Origin of the sequence: Amycolatopsis sp. NPDC059235 (genome assembly GCF_042754125.1) — a bacterium.
Taxonomy (GTDB): Bacteria; Actinomycetota; Actinomycetes; order Mycobacteriales; family Pseudonocardiaceae; genus Amycolatopsis; species Amycolatopsis albidoflava.
This window is the reverse complement of the sequence record NZ_JBHZAG010000007.1, coordinates 170,092-189,162: the sequence shown is the minus strand read 5'-3', so window position 1 is coordinate 189,162 and position 19,071 is coordinate 170,092. Positions and strand designations below refer to the sequence as shown.

The 19,071-nt window shown below is 67.4% G+C and carries 16 protein-coding genes and 3 tRNA genes; 9 read left to right on the top strand and 10 right to left on the bottom strand.

Features of this window, described 5'->3' with window-relative positions; genetic code table 11:
* Nucleotides 1-122 precede the first annotated feature (122 nt).
* Nucleotides 123-2,057 carry an amino acid transporter gene (locus ACFXI3_RS07750; RefSeq protein WP_378398709.1) on the bottom strand — a complete coding sequence of 645 codons (1,935 nt, stop codon included), beginning with the start codon at nt 2,055-2,057 and terminating at the stop codon, nt 123-125.
* A 66-nt stretch (nt 2,058-2,123) separates the two neighbouring features.
* Nucleotides 2,124-2,654, bottom strand: a complete 531-nt coding sequence (locus ACFXI3_RS07745) for a hypothetical protein (protein ID WP_378398707.1) — start codon at nt 2,652-2,654, stop codon at nt 2,124-2,126.
* 148 nt (nt 2,655-2,802) lie between these two features.
* Here ACFXI3_RS07745 and ACFXI3_RS07740 point away from each other — a divergent pair, with 148 nt between their 5' ends.
* Nucleotides 2,803-3,774 (top strand): rhomboid-like protein, encoded by a 972-nt coding sequence (locus ACFXI3_RS07740; protein ID WP_378398705.1) that lies wholly within the window; start codon nt 2,803-2,805, stop codon nt 3,772-3,774.
* 116 nt (nt 3,775-3,890) lie between these two features.
* On the top strand, nt 3,891-6,596 hold the full coding sequence (locus tag ACFXI3_RS07735) for an EAL domain-containing protein (protein WP_378398703.1): 2,706 nt from the start codon (nt 3,891-3,893) through the stop codon (nt 6,594-6,596).
* On the opposite strand, the gene ACFXI3_RS07730 is transcribed toward ACFXI3_RS07735, so the two are convergent.
* Nucleotides 6,590-7,390 (bottom strand): arylamine N-acetyltransferase, encoded by an 801-nt coding sequence (locus ACFXI3_RS07730; RefSeq protein WP_378398702.1) that lies wholly within the window; start codon nt 7,388-7,390, stop codon nt 6,590-6,592. The genes ACFXI3_RS07735 and ACFXI3_RS07730 overlap by 7 nt on opposite strands.
* A gap of 158 nt (nt 7,391-7,548) precedes the next feature.
* On the opposite strand from ACFXI3_RS07730, the gene ACFXI3_RS07725 reads away from it, so the two are divergent.
* Nucleotides 7,549-8,382, top strand: coding sequence for a serine protease (locus ACFXI3_RS07725; RefSeq protein WP_344288011.1), 834 nt, complete (start codon nt 7,549-7,551; stop codon nt 8,380-8,382).
* 323 nt (nt 8,383-8,705) lie between these two features.
* Here ACFXI3_RS07725 and ACFXI3_RS07720 read toward each other — a convergent pair whose 3' ends face one another.
* From ACFXI3_RS07720 to ACFXI3_RS07700, 5 genes are all read right to left on the bottom strand, one after another.
* Nucleotides 8,706-10,445, bottom strand: a complete 1,740-nt coding sequence (locus ACFXI3_RS07720) for a glycoside hydrolase family 9 protein (protein WP_378398700.1) — start codon at nt 10,443-10,445, stop codon at nt 8,706-8,708.
* A 399-nt stretch (nt 10,446-10,844) separates the two neighbouring features.
* Nucleotides 10,845-10,918, bottom strand: a tRNA-Phe gene (locus ACFXI3_RS07715).
* Nucleotides 10,919-10,949: 31 nt separating this feature from the next.
* Nucleotides 10,950-11,023, bottom strand: a tRNA-Asp gene (locus ACFXI3_RS07710).
* Between the two features lie 14 nt (nt 11,024-11,037).
* A tRNA-Glu gene (locus tag ACFXI3_RS07705) sits at nt 11,038-11,110 on the bottom strand.
* Nucleotides 11,111-11,459: 349 nt separating this feature from the next.
* Nucleotides 11,460-11,711 (bottom strand): hypothetical protein, encoded by a 252-nt coding sequence (locus ACFXI3_RS07700; RefSeq protein WP_378398698.1) that lies wholly within the window; start codon nt 11,709-11,711, stop codon nt 11,460-11,462.
* Between the two features lie 451 nt (nt 11,712-12,162).
* On the opposite strand from ACFXI3_RS07700, the gene ACFXI3_RS07695 reads away from it, so the two are divergent.
* A complete protein-coding gene (locus ACFXI3_RS07695) occupies nt 12,163-12,582 on the top strand; it encodes a hypothetical protein (RefSeq protein WP_344288003.1) in 420 nt (139 codons plus the stop codon).
* A gap of 1,355 nt (nt 12,583-13,937) precedes the next feature.
* On the opposite strand, the gene ACFXI3_RS07690 is transcribed toward ACFXI3_RS07695, so the two are convergent.
* Nucleotides 13,938-14,141 (bottom strand): cold-shock protein, encoded by a 204-nt coding sequence (locus tag ACFXI3_RS07690; protein WP_003097368.1) that lies wholly within the window; start codon nt 14,139-14,141, stop codon nt 13,938-13,940.
* A gap of 224 nt (nt 14,142-14,365) precedes the next feature.
* Here ACFXI3_RS07690 and ACFXI3_RS07685 point away from each other — a divergent pair, with 224 nt between their 5' ends.
* The 5 genes from ACFXI3_RS07685 (at nt 14,366) to ACFXI3_RS07665 (ending at nt 17,349) form a co-directional block, all read left to right on the top strand.
* The gene (locus tag ACFXI3_RS07685) at nt 14,366-14,494 is read left to right on the top strand and encodes a hypothetical protein (RefSeq protein WP_344287975.1); all 129 of its coding nucleotides are present in this window, start codon (nt 14,366-14,368) and stop codon (nt 14,492-14,494) included.
* A 106-nt stretch (nt 14,495-14,600) separates the two neighbouring features.
* Nucleotides 14,601-15,809 (top strand): Ig-like domain-containing protein, encoded by a 1,209-nt coding sequence (locus tag ACFXI3_RS07680; RefSeq protein ID WP_344287973.1) that lies wholly within the window; start codon nt 14,601-14,603, stop codon nt 15,807-15,809.
* Between the two features lie 166 nt (nt 15,810-15,975).
* Nucleotides 15,976-16,290 (top strand): hypothetical protein, encoded by a 315-nt coding sequence (locus ACFXI3_RS07675; RefSeq protein WP_378398695.1) that lies wholly within the window; start codon nt 15,976-15,978, stop codon nt 16,288-16,290.
* A 7-nt stretch (nt 16,291-16,297) separates the two neighbouring features.
* Nucleotides 16,298-16,843, top strand: coding sequence for a SigE family RNA polymerase sigma factor (locus ACFXI3_RS07670; protein ID WP_344287969.1), 546 nt, complete (start codon nt 16,298-16,300; stop codon nt 16,841-16,843).
* A 5-nt stretch (nt 16,844-16,848) separates the two neighbouring features.
* The gene (locus tag ACFXI3_RS07665; RefSeq protein WP_378398693.1) at nt 16,849-17,349 is read left to right on the top strand and encodes a hypothetical protein; all 501 of its coding nucleotides are present in this window, start codon (nt 16,849-16,851) and stop codon (nt 17,347-17,349) included.
* 351 nt (nt 17,350-17,700) lie between these two features.
* Here ACFXI3_RS07665 and ACFXI3_RS07660 read toward each other — a convergent pair whose 3' ends face one another.
* On the bottom strand, nt 17,701-19,059 hold the full coding sequence (locus tag ACFXI3_RS07660; protein WP_344287965.1) for an MFS transporter: 1,359 nt from the start codon (nt 19,057-19,059) through the stop codon (nt 17,701-17,703).
* Between the last annotated feature and the right edge of the window lie 12 nt (nt 19,060-19,071).

Genomic DNA, 19,071 nt, shown 5'->3' with positions numbered 1-19,071 from the left:
GGTTGATTGACATGGATCGTTACCCGCCTTGACAAGCACCCCCGAACCGTCAGCACAATCAACCTTCGGGGTGCCCCACGCAACCCCCACGGCAAGGTCGCCGCCAGGCGACGAGCCGAAACTCACCCCACATGCACCAACGGCCTCCGCTGCGGATCCGGCTCCGCCCGACGCAGCACCTCCCGCGTAACCGGAGGCACATCCCCATCCCCAAAAAACAAATACCGCCCCAAGAACTTAAACGGATTCCCCTCCGTCCAAGCAAAGTAAATATGCGGCCGCTCCCCAGTCTCATCCCGCAGATGCAACAAAACCGCCGCAATAGCATTAGCAATAGACGGACTCTTCATCCGCAAAATCCGATACCCAGCCCGCTTCTCCCCATGCACCCGCAACGTAGTCTCAAAATCCGAAGCATCCGAAATGGTAACCTCAAGAAAGAACAACGCACTGTCCCGAGGAATATGATTGTCCTCCCGCGCCTCCCGCTCCTTCTCCCGATACTCCTCCTCATCCCGAGCATCCGGCTCATTAGCAATAATCCGAACCGCCCCCGACCGCACCGCCTTGTCCACGATCCGCTGCGCAGCCGCGTCGAACTCAACCTTCTCGACCCGCAACTCCAACGACCGCGTAGCCCGAGAGATCAACGAGGTCAACACAATCGCCCCAATAAAGAACCCAGCGATCTTCACCCCCTCCGGCCGCTCCACCACATTAGCGATCGTCGTGTACAAAAACACCACCGTGATCGCCAGATAACCCCAAAACGCCCGCTGCTTAAGCCGCCGAGCAGACAGCGTAACCGCCACCGAAGCCGACGAAATCAACACCAAAACCCCAGTAGCATACGCCCCACCCTGAGCCTCGACATCAGCATCAAAGATCAACGTAATAACAAACGCGATAAGAGAAACCACGATCACCAACGGCCGAGTAGCCCGAGCCCAGTCCGGAGCCATCCCATACCGCGGCAAATACCGAGGCACGATATTCAGCAGTCCAGCCATCGCCGAAGCCCCGGCAAACCACAAAATCGCAATGGTACTGGCGTCATAAACCGTACCAAACCCATCCCCAAGATAACTATGCGCCAGATAAGCCAACGCCCGCCCGTTAGCCTTCCCGCCAGCCTGAAACTCCCGCTGCGGAATCAACACCGCAGTAGCAAAACTGGACGTAATCAAGAACGCACTCATGATCAACGCCGCAGTAACGAGCAACCGCCGAGTATTCCGAATCCGCCCGACCGGATCGGCCTCAGTATCCCCACGAGACCCCCGGACCAGCGGCATCACCGAAACCCCAGTCTCAAACCCAGACAACCCCAACGCAAGCTTGGGAAACACCACCAGCGCAACCCCAACCATCATCCAAGGATTGGGATGCTCACTAACCAGCAAATTCTGCCAGTCGACAACAAGCTGCGGTGCCCCGAACACATGCGCCAACGCGACAACCACCACCACGACGTTCAACGCGAGATAAACCCCGACGAGAACGACCGCGACCCCGATAGCCTCAGCGAACCCCTTGAGAAACACCGCCCCCAGCAACGCGATGAGCACCAACGTGATCCAGACCTGCCCGCCATGCAACGCAGCCGGAACAAACGGATTCTCAATAACATGCGCAGTCGCATCCGCCGCCGACAACGTCACCGTGATGACGAAGTCAGTAGCCGCAAACCCAAGCAGCGCAAGCACTAACAGCTTCCCGCCCCACCGGGACAGCAGCTTCTCCAGCATCGCGATCGACCCCTGGCCATGCGGACTCTCCCGCGCGACCCGCCGATAGATCGGCAGCGCCCCGGCAAGAGTCAGCACCACCAGCACCACAGTGGCCAACGGCGACAACACTCCCGCGGCGAGTGCGGCAATCCCCGGCTGATATCCGAGCGTGGAGAAGTAGTCGACACCGGTGAGGCACATGACCTTCCACCACGGCTGTTCGGCCTTTTTAGTCTCCCGCTTGCCACCGGTCATCTGCTGGGCGCGCTTGTGCTCGCCTTCGAGGAGCCAGGCACGCAGCTTTGTATTCGGCACGCGGCCGATCATGCCGGGTTCTACCGCCCGGCGCGGACCACGCTCAGCGGACGCTCAGGGTTTCACCCGGTACACAACTCAGAGACAAATAATGTTCAGGACGCACGGCGGCTCATGGCTGCTCGGCGAAGACGGCTGACTCGAACTCGACGGACCCGAAGGGCTCGACGACGGCTGCGGCGGCGCAGTCGGACCGGTGGTCTCCGGTCGTTCGCTCGACGCCGGATGAGACGGAGCGGAATCAGCCGAGTGAGCAGGCGTGCTGTGCTCGCCGAGCGGGTTGACGTTCACCTTGCTCGAAGGAGCATCCCCGACGCTGACCGTGCCCCCTTCGGTTTCCTCGCCGGTGGGCGTCGGCGGGTTGGTCTCATCGACGCCGCCAGCGCCGCCGGTGCGATCCGGCATCTCGACCACGCGCATCTCGGTGATCCGGGAGGCCCCGTCGCTCGCCGTGGTCCCGTACGAGACGAGCATGGCCGCCGCCCCGCAGCCGACGATCACCGCGAGCATCACCGAAACCATGCGCCACCGGGACCGGGACGGCGGCGGGATCCGTCGTTCGTGTCCTTCGCGCACCAACAGCTCGGCGACCGAAACCTCGTCGTTCACCAGCGAGACCTTTCACCAGGAGTGGCCTATTCCTACCGGATGAGCCCACCGAACGGGTGACAAAGGGCGAAACCTTCTACCCTGAGTGCTCACTCTAGCGGGTGTGAATCACAGCGCATTCACAGCTGCTCTTGGCCAAAATCCCAGCATGCCCAGCCACTCTGGACGCATGTCGCTGCGCGAGCCGGATCCGGCACCCCGCCCGACGCGCAGTGCTGCCACCACGGGAACTCCCCGGAAGTGGCGCTCCTTGACGTGGCTGCGCGGGCAGGCTCCCACGTCCGTCCCGCCCGCCGGAACCACCGACGTCCTCGAACCGGCCGGGGCCGCGGCCACGACCCGGGCAGGCGGAACCCATTTGGCCGACCTCATCGGATCCCCGGGGCCGACGGCGACGGCCGTGCTGCCGGACAGCGATCCGCTCGACCTCGTCCAGCCCGCGCCCAGACTTCCGTTCCTGGCCATCCCCGCGACCTGGCGGCCGAAACGGGCCTGGCTCGCCCTCGTCCCCAGCCCGCGGTCCACGCCGTTCACCTTCGGCTACCTCGTTCTCCTCCTCGGCACCTCGCTGCTCATCCGTTTCGCCAGCCCCAAGCTCACCGACAAACTCCTCGCCGTCTCCAGCACCGACGCGCACAACATGGCGCGCCACCCCCTCACCGCACTTCTGACCAGCGCGTTCTGGATCGCCGACGGCGGCTGGCTGCCGTACGCGGTGATCTTCGCGATCGCGGTCGCCCCGTTCGAGCGCCGCTTCGGCGGGCTCCGGACGGCGCTCGTCTTCTTCAGCGGGCACGTGCTCGCCACGATCGCCACCGAACTTCCGGTCATGGCCCTGATCCACACCGACGTCCTGCCGCATTCCGCGGGCCGCTGGCTCGACATCGGGGTCAGCTACGGCTTCCTCACCACCGCCGGCGTGCTCGTCGCGCTGCTGCGCGGACGGGCCAGGATCGCCGGGATCGTGGCCCTTGAGCTATTCGTTATCAGCGTTTATGTGACCGACGATCCGGCCAGTCTCGCCTCCGTCGTGACGGTCCTCGGACATGCCTGTGCGGCCCACTTCGGCCTGCTCGTGTGGGGTCCGCGACTGCGCAGCGTGCCCCGCATCGCCCGATAGCACCGCCGTCGGCGTCCAGACGAGTGATGCAAGCGGCTCCCCGTGTGGATATACACAGGCTTCACTCGGTGGTGTAATCGACGGGCCATACGCCGACAAGGGGGATCGGAAGCACCATGGAGGCTGACGCCCTGGCCGGTGAACCGGGTGGAATCACCCGGCGCGCCCAGCTCGCGGGCCTGCGGCCGGACGCCGGCGCGGGGGTCCTGTTCTCCCTGCATGCCTCCGAACCGGCGACCCTCACGTGGCTGCCCGGCCTCGACGCCGTCCTCGGCCTCCCCGGCGCGACCGGCAAGGAGCTGTGCGATCGGCTCACCGAGCTGCTGCGCCCGCTCACCGCGAACCTCCGCCGTACCCCGCCCGGCCGCGATTTCGAACTCGAACAGCCACAGGACGGCGCCGACGGGACCCCTCGCCGCATCCGGCTGCGCGCGCGGACTGTCGGCGAACAGGACCACACGACCGGCCTGCTCGGCGTCGCCTCGGCGGTCGCGGAAACCGAGCCGGACAAGTCCGACCTCGCGGAGCTGTCCGACCGCTACCAGCTGCTGATGGAACAGAGCCCGGACGCGATCTGCGTGCATTCCGGCGGCGTCGTCACCTACGCCAACCAGGCCGCGCTCGACCTGTTCGCGGCACGGGCGGCGCACGAGGTCGTCAGCCAAGAGTTCAGGGACTTCGTGGCCGCCGAATCCACGCAGCTGCTTGAGGATCCCAGTGCGGAACCGCGCGAAGCGGTGCTGAAACGGTTGGACGGGAGCAAATTCGTGGCGGAAACCGTTTCGGTGCGCACCAGCGACTCGAATCCGCCGTCGTTCCAAGTGGTGATCCGCGACAGCACCGTCAAACACGCCGCCGCCGCTGCCGTCCGCGCGCAAGAAGCGCTGGTCACGCACGTCAGCGACGCCATCGTCACGATCACCGCCGAAGGCATCGTCACCGGCTGGAACCCGGCCGCCGAGACCGTCTACGGCTGGCCCGCCCCGGAGGCGCTCGGCCGCCGGGTGCACGAGGTGCTCGGCATCGACCCGAACCCGGCCGCGATCCGCGACGGCGTCGCCGCACAAACCCACCGCGGCCGGGACGGCTCGCCGCGGCAGGTCCGGGTGTCCGCGACCGAGACCGTCGACGGCTTCCTCCTGGTCTGCACTGACGAAACCGCACGTCGACGTGTGGAGCAGCACTACGCGACGGTCGTCGCCGCGCTCGACGAGGGCGTCCTGGTCATCGGCCCGACCGGCCTGATCCAGTCAGCGAACCCGTCCGCCTGTCGCATCCTCGGCGTCCCCGGGACGAAGCTGCTCGGTGTCCCGTGCACGACGCTCGTGCTGTTCGACGAGGACGGCAACCGGATCCCGGACGACGAGCTGCCGTCCATGCGCACGCGCCGCACCGGAAGCACGCACAACGGCCTGGTCGTGCGCCTGCGCCGGCCCGACGGCCGCGACGTGTGGGTGTCCCTGACCTCGCGGTTGCTCGACTCGGACGACCCGAACGGCGTCTCCGTGGTCACGTCCTTCACCGACATCACCGAACGGCGCGCGATCAGCGCCCGGCTGGCTCACGAGGCGACCCACGACCCGCTGACCAGGCTCGCCAACCGCACCCTGGTGCTGGACCGGCTCGACCGCCGCGACGGCGCCGAGGCGGCCGCCGTGCTGTTCCTCGACCTGGACAAGTTCAAGCTGATCAACGATTCCCTCGGCCACCCGGTCGGCGACCAGGTGCTGCGCATCGCCGGCGAACGCCTGCGCCGGGCCACCGGGCCCGACGACGTCGTCGGCAGGCTGGGCGGCGACGAGTTCGTGGTCGTCACGTCCGCGACGACCGGCCAGGCGCAGGTCGGGGTCTTCGCCGCACACCTGCGTTCCGTGCTGGCGGAACCGGTTTCGGTGCACGGCAGGCAACTGCACCTCGACGCGAGTATGGGCATCGTCCTCGTCGAACCGGACGACCGCCGCAGCGCGGAGGATTTGCTGCGTGACGCGGATGTCGCGATGTACCAAGCGAAATCCCGCGGCCGCGGCCGGTTCGAATTCTTCGACGTCGCACTGCGCGAGCGCATGCAGCGCCGGCTGCGGATGGAACAGGATCTCCGCGACGCTGTCCACAGTGGACAACTGTGGCCCGCCTATCAGCCGGTGGTCGACCTGCGCACCGGCGAAATGGTCGGCGTCGAAGCGTTGCTGCGCTGGACGCACCCGAAACACGGCGCGATCTCGCCAGCGGAATTCATTCCGCTGGCCGAGGAAAGCGAACTGATCAACGTGCTGGGCAAGTACGTCCTGCGCGACACGACGCGCGAACTGGCCGCCCTGCGCAATGGCCGGGGCCTCGACCTCAGCCTGAAAGTGAACCTCTCCGTCCGGCAACTGGACGACCCGCATCTGGTCCCGGCGGTCCGCGACGCACTGGCCACCACCGGCCTGCCGCCCGGCTCGTTGACGTTGGAGGTCACCGAAAGCGCGCTCATGCGCGACACGTCGGCGGCCGCGGAAGTGTTGTCCGCCTTGCGTTCTCTCGGGGTTCTGCTGGCCATCGACGACTTCGGCACCGGCTATTCGTCGCTGGCCCAGCTGCGTCGCCTGACGCTGGACACCCTCAAGATCGACCGCTCGTTCATCACCGGAATCGCCGACTCCCGCGACGCGGCCGCGATCGTCACGAGCATCATCGCGATGGCGCACGCGGTGGATCTGACGGTGGTCGCGGAAGGCGTCGAGACCGCGGAAGAGCTTGCGCTGCTGCGAGAACTCGGCTGCGACCAGGCCCAGGGCTACCACCTCGGCCGGCCGCTGGCCGCCGCGGAGCTGTTTCAGTAAGTCTCGAGCAGTGCCGCCAGCTCGTCGTCGGCGAGGAAGACGTCCAGATCCTCCAACGTCTTGCCGAGATCGACCGGTTCGATCGTGCGGTTCTCGACCGTGCCGTCCGGGTGGCTCTCCTGGTATTCGCGGCCGAGCAGCCTGCGGAACCGGCCGGGCTCAAGCCGCATCACCACGATCCGCCCGGTGAACGGCGACTTCGGATGCGTGGACGTGTAGTGGTGGAACACCTGGTAGTCGATCGGGCGGCTGCTCACCTGAGGCAGTACCTCGTGCAGGTCTTCCCAGCCGTCGCCGTCCTGTTTCTGCAGCACCCACCAGCCGTCGCGCAGGGTCATCCGATGTGTCCAGCCGGCCTGGTCCACTTCGGCCCTGTCGATCAGCGGCATCGGCAGCAGGATCCCCGCGCCGAATCCGACGTCTACCAGAAACTGTTGCCCCTCAACGGTAATCACCAGCGTCATGTGGGTGTACGGCCCGCTCTTCCGCGGCTGCACCCGCGCGACCGTGCGCTGCACCTCGTACCCGAGCTGCTCGGCGACGGCCGCGAACAGCCCGGCCTGCTCGTAGCAATACCCGCCCCGGCGGCGTCCGACGAGCTTCTCGCTGACGACGTCGAGCTCGATCCCGCGGTGTCGCCCGATCACCACATCGATGTTCTCGAACGGGATCGCCCGAACGTGCGCCTGCGCCAACCGCCCCAGCGCCGCTACGGACGGCTTCTCTCGCCGCTGCCCCACGCGCGCGAGGTAAGCGTCGACGTCGGCTGCTTCGATGTTCCATTCCCCGGTCATAGGGCCAGTCTGCAACCTCCAGCTAGCTCTAGGTCAACAATCACCCAGGGTCACGACGGTTGTGACTGGCACCACTCTCTGGTGTGATGTACCCCGCGATGCCTACCAGTCAGTAGCACACGTCCGAGTGAGTGCTGGCCTTTCTCGAAGGGAGCCCGATGAAGACCCCTCGACCACTGGCCCGGGCCAGTGCGGTGACGGCACTGGCGACCGCCGCCGCATTGCTGCCCGCGACCGCGTGGGCAGCGGCCCCGACCTGGGCCCCGGCGGACACCGCCGCCGTGCACCCCGGGGTGCAGACGCACACCAACGGGGCGCAATGCACCTCGAACTTCGTGTACAGCAACGGAACGGACGTTTTCCTCGGGCAAGCCGCGCACTGCTCCGGCACCGGCGGCTCGACCGAAACGAACGGCTGCTCCGCCGGTTCGCTCCCGATCGGCACTCCGGTCTCGATCACCGGAGCGAGCAAGCCCGGGACGCTTGTGTACAACTCGTGGCTGACCATGCAGTCCCGCCACGAAGCGGACGCGAACACCTGCCAGTACAACGATCTCGCGCTCGTGAAGGTCGACCCGGCGGATGTGTCCAAGGTGAACCCGAGCCTGCCCTTCTGGGGCGGCCCGACCGGCGTCAACACCGCCGGCACGAAGCAACTAGGCACGGTGCTCAGCTACGGCAACTCCGAACTGCGCGGCGGCATCACCCAGCTGTCCCCCAAACAGGGCACCAGCCTGGGCGACACCGGCGGCGGCTGGAGCCACACCGTACTGACGGTGACCCCCGGCATCCCCGGCGACTCGGGAAGCGGCTTCCTTGACCGGGACGGCAACGCGCTCGGGGTGCTGAGCACGCTGAACCTGGCCCCGCAGCCCGGGACGAACGGTGTCGGCGATCTTTCGCGTGAGCTGGCGTACGCGAGTGCTCATGGCGGGCTTGGGACCGTGGAACTGGTGCCGGGGACGGCTAAGTTCCGCGGGCCGTTGATCTAGCGTTCGCTCTAGCTGCGAGCTGACGTACCTGGCGTGCCCGGCACGATTCAGATCGTGCCGGGCACGGCCAAGTTCTGACGCCGGTGCCAAGGTGCAGCCACCTCACGGCGACCCGACGCCGCGCATCACACTCGGCACGATCAAGCTCCACAGTGCACCTCGTCCCGGGCACGACAACGCTCTGCGAACCCACCGAACCAGGCGTCGGCAACGGGATCCCGGGGAACTTCCCGTGAGCATCCCTTCACCGTCCTCGCCAGAGCAGGTGTCTATCCCGCAGCGCCACCGGAACCTGCCGATCGCCCAACGCCCCGGGACCCACCTCAATCCCCCACTGCGACCGCATACAGGTACCACGACGAATGCGGCAACCACTGTTCATCCCACCGCCAATCGTCGTCCTTTCCGGTGACCACGTAACCGCGGTCCCACGCTATTCCGCTGCCGTCCTCGTTCAAGCCGGTGATGCCGTTGACAATCCCGCCCGCCGTCGGCAGGAACTGCCACGACCCGAGCCAGCTGTACTGCGGGTTGTCGCGGCCGCTGCCGTCGAGCATGCACACGCCGTACGGGTTGCTGCCGCAGATCCAGTTCAGCTGGTCCGCCGCGTACGACCGCAGCCGACCCGCGAACTCGCCCGAAAACCGTTGCGCGGCAAGCCGAGCGGCGGTCGCCAGCGACGCGATCCGCGCGTTCTCGCCCTGCCACCACTGGTCTTTCACTCGCGGCGTGACGTTGTGCGGGAAGAAAAATGAGCTGTACCTCTTACCCTCTCCATCTTGCACAAGATTCCGCGCATACCCAAACGGGTTAGGCACCTCGGCAGTCACCGCCAGCTCGAACTCCAGCGACCGCCGCACCGCCTTCAGCACCTCGGAAACCGTTGCCGCGTCAGCGATATCGGCGTAGGCGAGCAGGCTGATCACCGGCAGCCCAGCGTCAGAGGGATGGAAGTACGGCCGATCGCCGTCGTCCGCGCGCCAGTAGTCTCGGTAGGATTTCCAGGAAACCAAGCGCTGCAACAGGTTGTGCGCTCGACGATCCGCCGCTTCGCGGTATACTGGCTTCTTGGTCACCTGATACAACTCGACCGCCGCCAGCAACGCGCCGTAGTCGTCCTGGATGTTTTCCTTGCCGTCATTGGTCATTTCGACGTTGTGGTGCTCCAGGAAGTCGAACGCCGCTTCCGCCGTCGCCAGGTACTCCTCGTGGGAGTAGTCGCCCGACGCGTCCAGCGTGGTCGCCGCAGCCAGCGCCGCGATCGCGACCCCGCCGCCTTCGCGGTAATTCACCTGGACGGGCTCGCCGTCGCTGTTCGCCAGGACGTACCGCAGCTTCGGATCTTTCGGCGGCCCAGGCTGGATGACCGAGGTGACGAACGTGCCGTCCGCAAGCTTCACCCGGCGCAGGTAATCGGCGCCGAACAGCGCTTCGTCGGCCAGCCAGGTTCGCAATTGGGTGAAGTTGGTGTCGCCGCGCGCAGTGAGCCGCTGGTACGCCTTGGCCAGCACCCAGGCGGTGAGCGGAATCTGCAGAGTGTTGAAGTAGCTGCGATCCGACAGCTGGGTGAAGTGCTTGCCGAAGTCGCCGGTCGCGTCGTACCAGCCGCCGTGCGCGTCCATGACCTGCGTGCCCTTGGGGCCGATCGGCGCTGCGCGGTCCTGGCGATCGAAGCGGTCCGAGCTGCGGGTGCCCTTGAAGTAGTGCACGACGTGAGAGAGCGTGTAGCGCTCAAGCACCTGCTGATCGACGCGGAACGGCTGCGACCGCCCGTCCGCGGCGAGCAGGACGTACTCGCCCTCGGTCTTCAGTGCGGAAAAATCAGCGGTCCAGTAATGCCGGTCGTCCCAACCCGGAACCTGAGCGGCCGGCCGCGGACTCCCAGTGAAGACGACCTTCCCAGTGGCGACGTCGACGACGGTAAACCTCGGAATCGCCCGCGGCGACCCGGTCGCGAGCACCGCCCGCTTGGGCGCACCGGGCGCGTAACCGACGTTGTTCGCGTAAACCGCCACCCCGGCCTGCGCCTCGACGGCCGCCGCCTCAGCTCCCAACGGTGTCATCGCCCCCACTGCCCCGACCCCCACCGCCGCCGACCCGGCGAGAAAACTGCGACGCCCCACATCTCCCGGCATTCTCGACCTCCAAGTGGTCCAGACCTCTGAGATGTTATTGAGGCTAAGTAGCGATCCGGAGGTTTGGCAAGACTGCTTCCGAATGGCGGAGCCAAGGTCGACGCAGTTGGCCGGAGTGGCCTGCGCGGACACGCGGGAGCCGCGGTCCACTGCCTCAGGCACGACCACGGCACCACGACCGTCGAGCCAAGACTCGTGGCCGCCCAACGGCAGCCGGGGAACGTCGCGCGGCAACTCAAGGGTCCCCGCGCAGAGCCGCAGGAGACGGCCGAAAAACGAAACAGCCCCCATCCGGATGAATGAGGGCTCTTTTCGCAGGTAACGGTGTGGCCAGGGCCGGGGTCGAACCGGCGACCTTCCGCTTTTCAGGCGGACGCTCGTACCAACTGAGCTACCTGGCCGGGAACGCCGGCTAGGAGCCGAACGATCTTGCGACCCTGACGGGACTCGAACCCGCGACCTTCGCCGTGACAGGGCGACGCGCTAACCAACTGCGCCACAGGGCCTTACTGGTACTGCGTACTCCCAACGGGATTCGAACCCGCGTTGCCGCCTTGAAAGGGCGGAGTCCTAGGCCACTGAACGATGGGAGCCCGGTCGGTTTCGGTGTACCGACCGACCGCGCTCTCAGGTGTTCCCCTGGGAGCGATTACAAGCATAGGGCACGTTCCAAGGGGTTTGCACCGGGGGTTCCTTAAGCGGTCAGCGAGCCTCCGACCTGCGACAACGTCCGCGTCGACAACCTGGCCGCACCACGCGACGCCGATCGGCCCGCCCGAAGCCGCTCCGGACGATCGGTGTGCGCCACGCCACTCTACGCCGGAGGCGACCCCGCACGCCGGGAATCCGGACCCGCTCAAGCCGCGCTTCCCGTCCATCGAGACACGAGTTCACGCCAAGACCGGTGGCCACGACGACTCGCCCGCGCCTGAGCCGGCCGAGTCAGCGCTGCACGGGCGCCTCGCCGTCGTCACCCGGACTCAGCCCGAGCATCTCCAGCAATTGCACGCAGTCCTCCACGTCGAGCGCGCCGGCCGCGACGGCCAGCCGGGCTCGGCGGACCTGGTCGTCGGAGACCCGTTGCCCTTCCGACGACCCGCGCTGCGCCGGCACGCCGCCGGACAGTGACGTGCTTCCCCCGTCGGCACCTTCGTACCGAAGGAGGAACTGACGAACTTCGACCGATCCGCTCATGGCCCCTCCATGCGGTTCGCAACAACTGGCCGCGAGGCTAACCAGCGGCGAGCGGCACCGGCAGCCCCCCGGAGAGTGAACCTGTGAACACTCTCCGAAGCTTCCCTGGTAACGCATTCCAAGATCGCGCAGAACGATTTCTCCCGGCTTCCCCTCGCCGATCCCCGGAACTCGTGCAACAATCGGTGTTGCTGACACACCCCCGGTCAGCGCCTGTGGAGATCCCCTCCGACCCCCGCGTTCCTCCCCCTGGCGCGGGGGTCTCTCCATTTCTGCACACCGGTGCTGACCTGCGGATCTACTCTCCGTACTCCTGATCAACAGACAGTCGCGAAATGCGTTTACCGACTGGGCTGAACAGGTGATCAAATTGGGCTGGCCGAGCACGGAAATGCGTGTGTCGTGGCTCACAGTGGTTTCTTTGCCGAGACCCAACCGTTATCGTGACCGCGTGCCTCTTCCCTCCCTCGGCCGCCTCAGCAGCCGCACGAATCTCAAAGCCGTCTCGAGCGGGCGGCATCGTAATGCCGCCAAGGCCGCCGGCGACGAAGTCGTCGAGGACAAGGAGCTCACCAGCTACCTCGCCGCGCTCGCCCCGGACTCCGACCCGGAGAGCACCGGAACCGGCAGCCGCTTCGGCGACGCGCAGGTCTACCAGCTGCGCATGAACCTCATCGCCAGCCAGCAGCTCAAGGACATCGCCGTCGCCCGGAACCTGACCCCGCAGGCCCTGGCGCAGGAATGGATCCTGGAGCGCCTCTCGTGGGAGGGCCAGGCGTCCTCCGCCCAGGAGCGCCGCCACTCCGACGCGATGACCGACGAGTTCCACTTCCCGGCGGAGACCTTCGAGCAGCCCCTCGTCGGGCGCTGATCCCCGCCCCCCTGAACGAAAACCCCCGGCTTCCCCCGACGGCCGGGGGTTTTCCCTTTTCCGGGCCGCTGGACAGCCAGTGTCCCGATGGGCGGGACGCTCGCGGATTCTCCTAGCCGACGACTTGGCCTTGGCGCGAAACGGACGGCCCGGCTGATAGTTCGCCGCGGGCGGCGCGCGGCTCGCGAGCAGGCGCGGGCACACAGTGAGGGGACGCAGGGCTGTGGCTCGACCCGACAGTGCGGCGCAACCGCAACCCGGCCCGGCTCAACCCCAGTCCGACAGCGCAGCGCAACTGCAGTCCGACAGCGCAGCGCAACCCCAGCCCGACAGCGCGGCGCAGCCCCAGTCCGGCAGCGCGGCGCAGCCCCAGTCCGGCAGCGCGGCGCAACCGCAGTCCGACAGCGCAGCGCCGCCCCAGCCCGGCAGCGCGGCGCGGCGGAGACGCGACGTGCGCGGGGTGCCGCGGCGGCGACACAGCGCGGCGGGGCATCACGGCAGCGCGTTGAGCAAGGCGCGCAGCCAGCCCGCGCAACTGGACTCCGGCAGCCAACTCCAGCCGCGACTCGCGCAACCGACTCCAGTCGCCGACTCAGGCAGCCGACTCGGGCAGCCGACTCCGGCCGCCAGCTAGGGCGGCCGGCTCACGCAGCCGACTCCGGTCCGGGCGACTGACCTCGGCCCTCAGCCCAGCCGCCAAACCCGGCAATCAGCCCAAGCCTCCCGCCCGCCACCGCCCCTCGGCCACCCGATCGAGTCAACTCGGCCGCACCCACTCACAGTCGAAGCAACCAACCGATCCGGCGTCGCCCATCCGTGCCCAGACCCGCCGACATCCGCCCGCACCGAACCCGCCGAACCAGGCTTCAGCCACGCTCTCCGAGCCCCAGCCGAACCAACCCCAGCCACGGTCCCCGAACCCCAACCGAACCAACCCCAGCCGCGCACCCCCGAGCCGCAGCCGAACCAACCCCAGCCACGCTCGCCGAACCCAAGCCGAACCCAGGCAGCCCGCCGACCGCCCGAACCCGAGCAAGCCGTGGCGCACCCCCGAGCCACCCCGACCGGCGCTCACCCCAAGACCCCCACCGGCGACCACCGAACCGTCGCCAGCAACACCGGTCAACGCGCGACCCGAGTAAGCCCGTGGCCCATCCCACCCCGGGCCAGGCTCAAGCCGCCAAGCCCCGGCCGACCGAACCGCAGCCCACGATCAGCCGCGATCAACCCACGATCAACCGCGGTAACCGTCGCCTCAAACATTCCCCACAACGGAACCCGCAATGAAAAAAGGCCCCGACGGGAAATCCCGTCGGGGCCCTTCTTTCAGGCCTGAGAAAACGCGCGGGCCTGACTCAGATCGCGCGGACCTTCTGGGCCTGCGGGCCCTTCTGCCCCTGGCCGACCTCGAACTCCACTCGCTGGTTCTCCTCGAGGGTGCGGAAGCCGCGTCCCTCGATCTCCGAGTAGTGCACGAAAACGTCGCCTTCGCCGCCGTCCTGCGCGATGAAGCCGAAGCCCTTCTCCGCGTTGAACCACTTCACAGTGCCTTGCGCCACCGCTGTACTCCTCGTAACAGATCCGCTTCGAATGCCACCGAAGCGGCACCCAGGCCGTCCCGGGCGGTTCCAACGAGACGAGCGAAGAGCTTTTACGGCCCCACGGCTCGCGTCAGAAGTTCCGCGAGTGTGAAGCCACGAACACGCAAAACGACGGCCTGGTCAGCAGCCTACCGGGATCTCACCAAATCTGAACCCCGTTGATCGCAAGGATCGGTTCCATCGTGCGCGCATCACCGGAACGTCGTATCGCCGCCTACGCACCGCTGTCGGACCTCGCGGCTACTCTGATCCAGTACACCCAGCGCAGTTCGGTGATGCACAGTGCGCGGTCGATCGAGCCGCCTCCGTAATGGTCACTCGGTGCAGTGTGATGCTGGTCACCCCTTTTCCGGTGAACGTGAAGGCATCTCGGGACGTCTGGGTGTTCGGGGTACCAAGGGGAGATTGGGGATCGGTGTGACAATCCGACACTTCGCACGCCGCCGGGCCGGCGTCGCGGTGCTGGGCTTGGTCGCCGCGCTCACGCTCGGGGCGTGCAGCGGCGGCGGGTCGAGCGTGAACGCGGGCGGGACCGCGGGCGGCGGGCCTACCGAGGCGCCTGCCACGCCCGCGAAAGCGGCGGCCGTGGCGATCACGCCGGCTTCCGGGGCGGGCGACGTGGCGCCGGGCCAACCGGCGAAGGTGACCGTCGCCAACGGCACCATCGGAGCCGTCACGCTCACCAACGCCGACGGCAAACAGGTGCAGGGACAGCCCTCGCCGGACAAGAAGAGCTGGAGCAGCACCGAAGACCTCGGCTACGGCAAGACCTACACCTGGTCCGGCCAGGCCACCGGCGAGGACGGCAAGCAGGTCCAGATCAACGGCTCGTTCACCACGGTCAAGCCGCGCCGCCAGATGCAGGGCAGCCTGAACGTCGGCGACGGGCAGACCTACGGCATCGCGATGCCGATCGCGCTCACGTTCCCGAGCGCGGTCAAGGACAAGGCCTCCGTCGAGCGCGCGCTGTCGGTGGAAACCACGCCGAAGACCGAGGGCGCCTGGGCGTGGCTCAACGGCGACACTTCGGTGCACTGGCGGCCGAAGGAGTACTTCAAGCCGAACACGAAGGTCGTCGTCTCGGCCAACATCTACGGCGTTTCGATGGGCGACGGCGTCTACGGCAAGCAGGACGTCTCGGCGAGCTTCACCATCGGCCGCTCGCAGATCGTCAAGGGCAACACCCAGGAACACACCATGCAGGTCGTCCGCGACGGCCAGCAGGTCATGGACTTCCCGGTGAGCTACGGCCTCGACTCCGACCCGGGCCGCGTCACGCACAGCGGCACGCACGTGGTGATGTCGAAGCACGCGACGTACTCGATGAGCAACCCGCGCTACAACTACACCGACGTGAACGTGCCGTGGGCGGTCCGGATCTCCAACAACGGCGAGTTCATCCACGGTCTCGCGGGGTCGATCTGGGCGCAGGGCAAGAAGAACATCTCGCACGGCTGCCTCAACCTGTCGCCGGCGAACGCGAAGATCTACTACGACAGCGTCCTGCCCGGCGACCCGGTGGAGATCTCCGGCAGCACCCAGCAGCTGGGCGCGAAGGACGGCGACTACAACGACTGGACCTACGACTGGGCGTCGTGGACCAAGCTGTCGGCGCTGTCCGCGTAACCGAGAACCGAACAAGCACCACCGGACGGCCGGGAGCTCTCGAACGCTCCCGGCCGTTCGCGTGTCCGGCGAGAAAAGAAAAACCCGATGCAACCCCGGCGAGCGCCGGCCGCATGACTAGAGCAGACAAGCGCCACCCGGCGCTCGTGGAACCAGGAGGAAACTCGTGCGTGTTCGCTTCGCTCTCGCCATCGGTTCGCTGCTGCTCGCCGGAGGCGCGCTGACCGGCGGCGCGGTCGCTTTCGCCGCGGACGCCCCGCCGTCGGCGCAGCCGGCCCCGACGAAGACCGCCCCGGCCGAGCGGCCCACCGCCGCGCCCGCCCCGGCGCCCACGGGCCGTCAGACCACCGCCGCTCCGGCCCCGGGTGCGCCGCGGGTCGCTACCCCGGGCCAGCCGCCGAAGGCTGCCGGCAAGCGCGTCCCGACTGCCGTGCCCGCGGGCCCGACCGGCGACCTGCACCTGCCCTCGGTCTGGGGCTGATCACCCGGTGCCCTCCCGCTCCAGTCCGGCGTCCGGGCCGAGCTCGCCGTGGGACGGCGAGTTCGCCCGGTACTTCGGCGAGCGCGCGCACAGCCTGCGGTCCACCGCTTACCTGCTTTGCGGGGATTGGCACCGGGCCGAGGATCTCGCACAGGCGGCGCTGCTCAAGCTGTACCTCGCCTGGCCGCGGCTGGCCCGGCACGACGCGCTCGACGCTTACGCGCGCAAAATCGTGCTGCGCACTTTCCTCGCGGAAAACCGCCGCAGCCGCTGGAAACGGGAGCGGCTCACCGACGCACCACCCGACGTCCCGGCCCCTGCCGCCGAGACTGAGCACGACCAGCTGATCCAGCAGGCACTCGCCGCGTTGGCCCCGCGCCAGCGCGCGGTGCTGGTGCTGCGGTACTTCGAAGACCTGTCCGTCGAGGAGACCGCCGCGGCGCTCGGCTGCCGGACTGGCACTGTGAAAAGCCAGGCCGCGCGCGGTCTGGCCACCTTGCGGACCCGGCTGGGCCCGCATTTCGAGGCACTGCCTGTCCCGGGAAGGAGGTGAACGAGATGGATTCCGACGACACCGAAGCTGTGCGCGCCTTGTTCGCGCAGGCGCCGGACGGCCCGCCGATGCAGGTCGACGCCGCCGACGTGATCGTGCGAGGTGCCGCTATCCGCCGGAAGCGCAAGCGCTGGGCGGTCGCGGGCAGTTCCGCCGCGACGGTCGCGGTGATCGTGGTGGCCGGTCTCGCGGTGGGCAGCCGCGGGACCGAGCAGCCGCCGGTGATGCCCGCCGGGCCGGGACTCGCCACCGTCTCGCCAGCGCCGTCCAGTCCGGCCGAGCCGATGAAGACCTCGACGGACCCGCTGCAGGCACCCGCGCCCGGTCCGGAGGTGAGCCCTGGCTCGCCGGACAAGCCGCCGCCGACGGAACCGACCGGTCAGCGGGCGGGAACGTCTCGGCCGGCGCAACCGCCGCGGGCGCATCCGACCACGAGCGAACGGGCTCCCGCATCCCTGCGTTCACCTGCGGGAACCGCGTCGTTACCCAGCCCGACCTCCGGCTGAAACGCAATCGCGGCAAGAGTGGCGGACGTCACCAGATCAAGTGGGTTTTCGACGAAATATCCCGGGCTTTCGGGGCGATGTTCTCAGTGGCGGCCGGAGCGGCCGTCGAACCAGTCGCTCAGCCGGCACAGGATTGGCCGGCCCGAGAACCTGAGGAGGAAGCACCATGGTGCTCGTTGCACTGATGATCGAAACCGTTGTTGCCGTCGTGGTCGCCGGTGGCCTGGCAGCTTGGGCCCGTAAGCGCTTCGCTCCGCAGGCGGTCGAGGCGACGCAGAACAGCTGACTTTAAAAGAAAACCGCCCTCTGTCCTTAATGGACGGAGGGCGGTTTTCTTTTGGGCTCAGCAGCTCACTTGCTGGCGCCGGCGAGCTTGCCGCCGGTGTCCGCGGTGTCGATCTCCTCGATCGGCACCCGCGCCGTCTCCGGGATCTTGATGATCGGGACCAGCGCGATAAGGGCCGCGATGATCAAGTAGTACGCCGGCCAGTCCGCGTTGCCGGTGCTGCCGATCAACGCCGTGACGACCACGCCGCAGGTGCCGCCGAACAGCGACGTCGAGATGTTGTAGCCGATGGCGAACGAGCCGTAGCGCACGCGCGTCGGGAACATCGCCGGGAACGTCGAGCCGATGACCGCCAGCATCAGCGCCAGCAGGATCGCCACGACCAGGAAGCCGACGATCAGCCACAGCAGGCTGCCGCTCTGCATCAGCTTGATGCTGGGCCAGCTCAGCACGATGAACCCGATGGCCGCGGTGAGCAGCAAGGGTTTCCGGCCGATCCGGTCGGACAGCGAACCCAGCGGGATCAGCAGCGCGAACTGCACGATCTCCACGCCGATGATGATCAGGCTGGACTCGGTGTCGCCGATGTGCAGAGTGTCGGTGAAATACGTCGGCATCGTCGTGAGCAGCATGTAGTCGGCGATGTTCAGCAGCAGCACGATGCCGATCAGGTTCAGGATCATCCGCCAGTTGCGCTGGATGGTCTCCTTGAGCGGAGCCTTCTCCGCCTTTTCGCCCGCCGCCTCGAGCCTGCGGAACTCCGGCGTGTCCTCGAGCTTCGACCGCAGGTACAGCCCGATCGCACCGATCGGAAGCGCGATGAAGAACGGGATCCGCCAGCCCCACGAGTCGAACTGCTCGGTCGACAGCGACAGGTAAGTGATCAGCACGACCGAGTTGCCGAGCACGTAGCCGGCCAGGGTGCCCATCTCCAGGAAGGAACCGAAGAAACCACGCCGTTTCGTCGGCGCGTATTCCGCGATGAACGTCGCCGCGCCGCCGTACTCGCCGCCGGTCGAGAAGCCCTGGATGAGCCGCAGCAACAAGATCGCGATCGGCGCCGCGATGCCCATGCTGTACCCGCCTGAATACGTCGGCAGCACGCCGACCAGGAAGGTGCAGCCGGACATCAGCAAAATGGTGAGGGCGAGAACCTTCTGCCTGCCGAGCTTGTCCCCCAACGGGCCGAAGAACGCTCCGCCGAACGGCCGTACGATGAAGCCGACGGCCAGCAGGGCAAGCGATTTCAGCACCGCGTTGCCCTCGCCGGGGAAGAACAGTGTTCCGATACTCGTCGCGATCGCGCCGGAGGTGAATACGCCGTAGTCGTACCACTCGGTCGCATTACCCATCGCGGACGCGATCACCGCGCGTTTGACTGTTCTCTGATCGACCTCGGGTTTCCCCGTCTTTGGCTCACTCATCCCGGCGGTGAC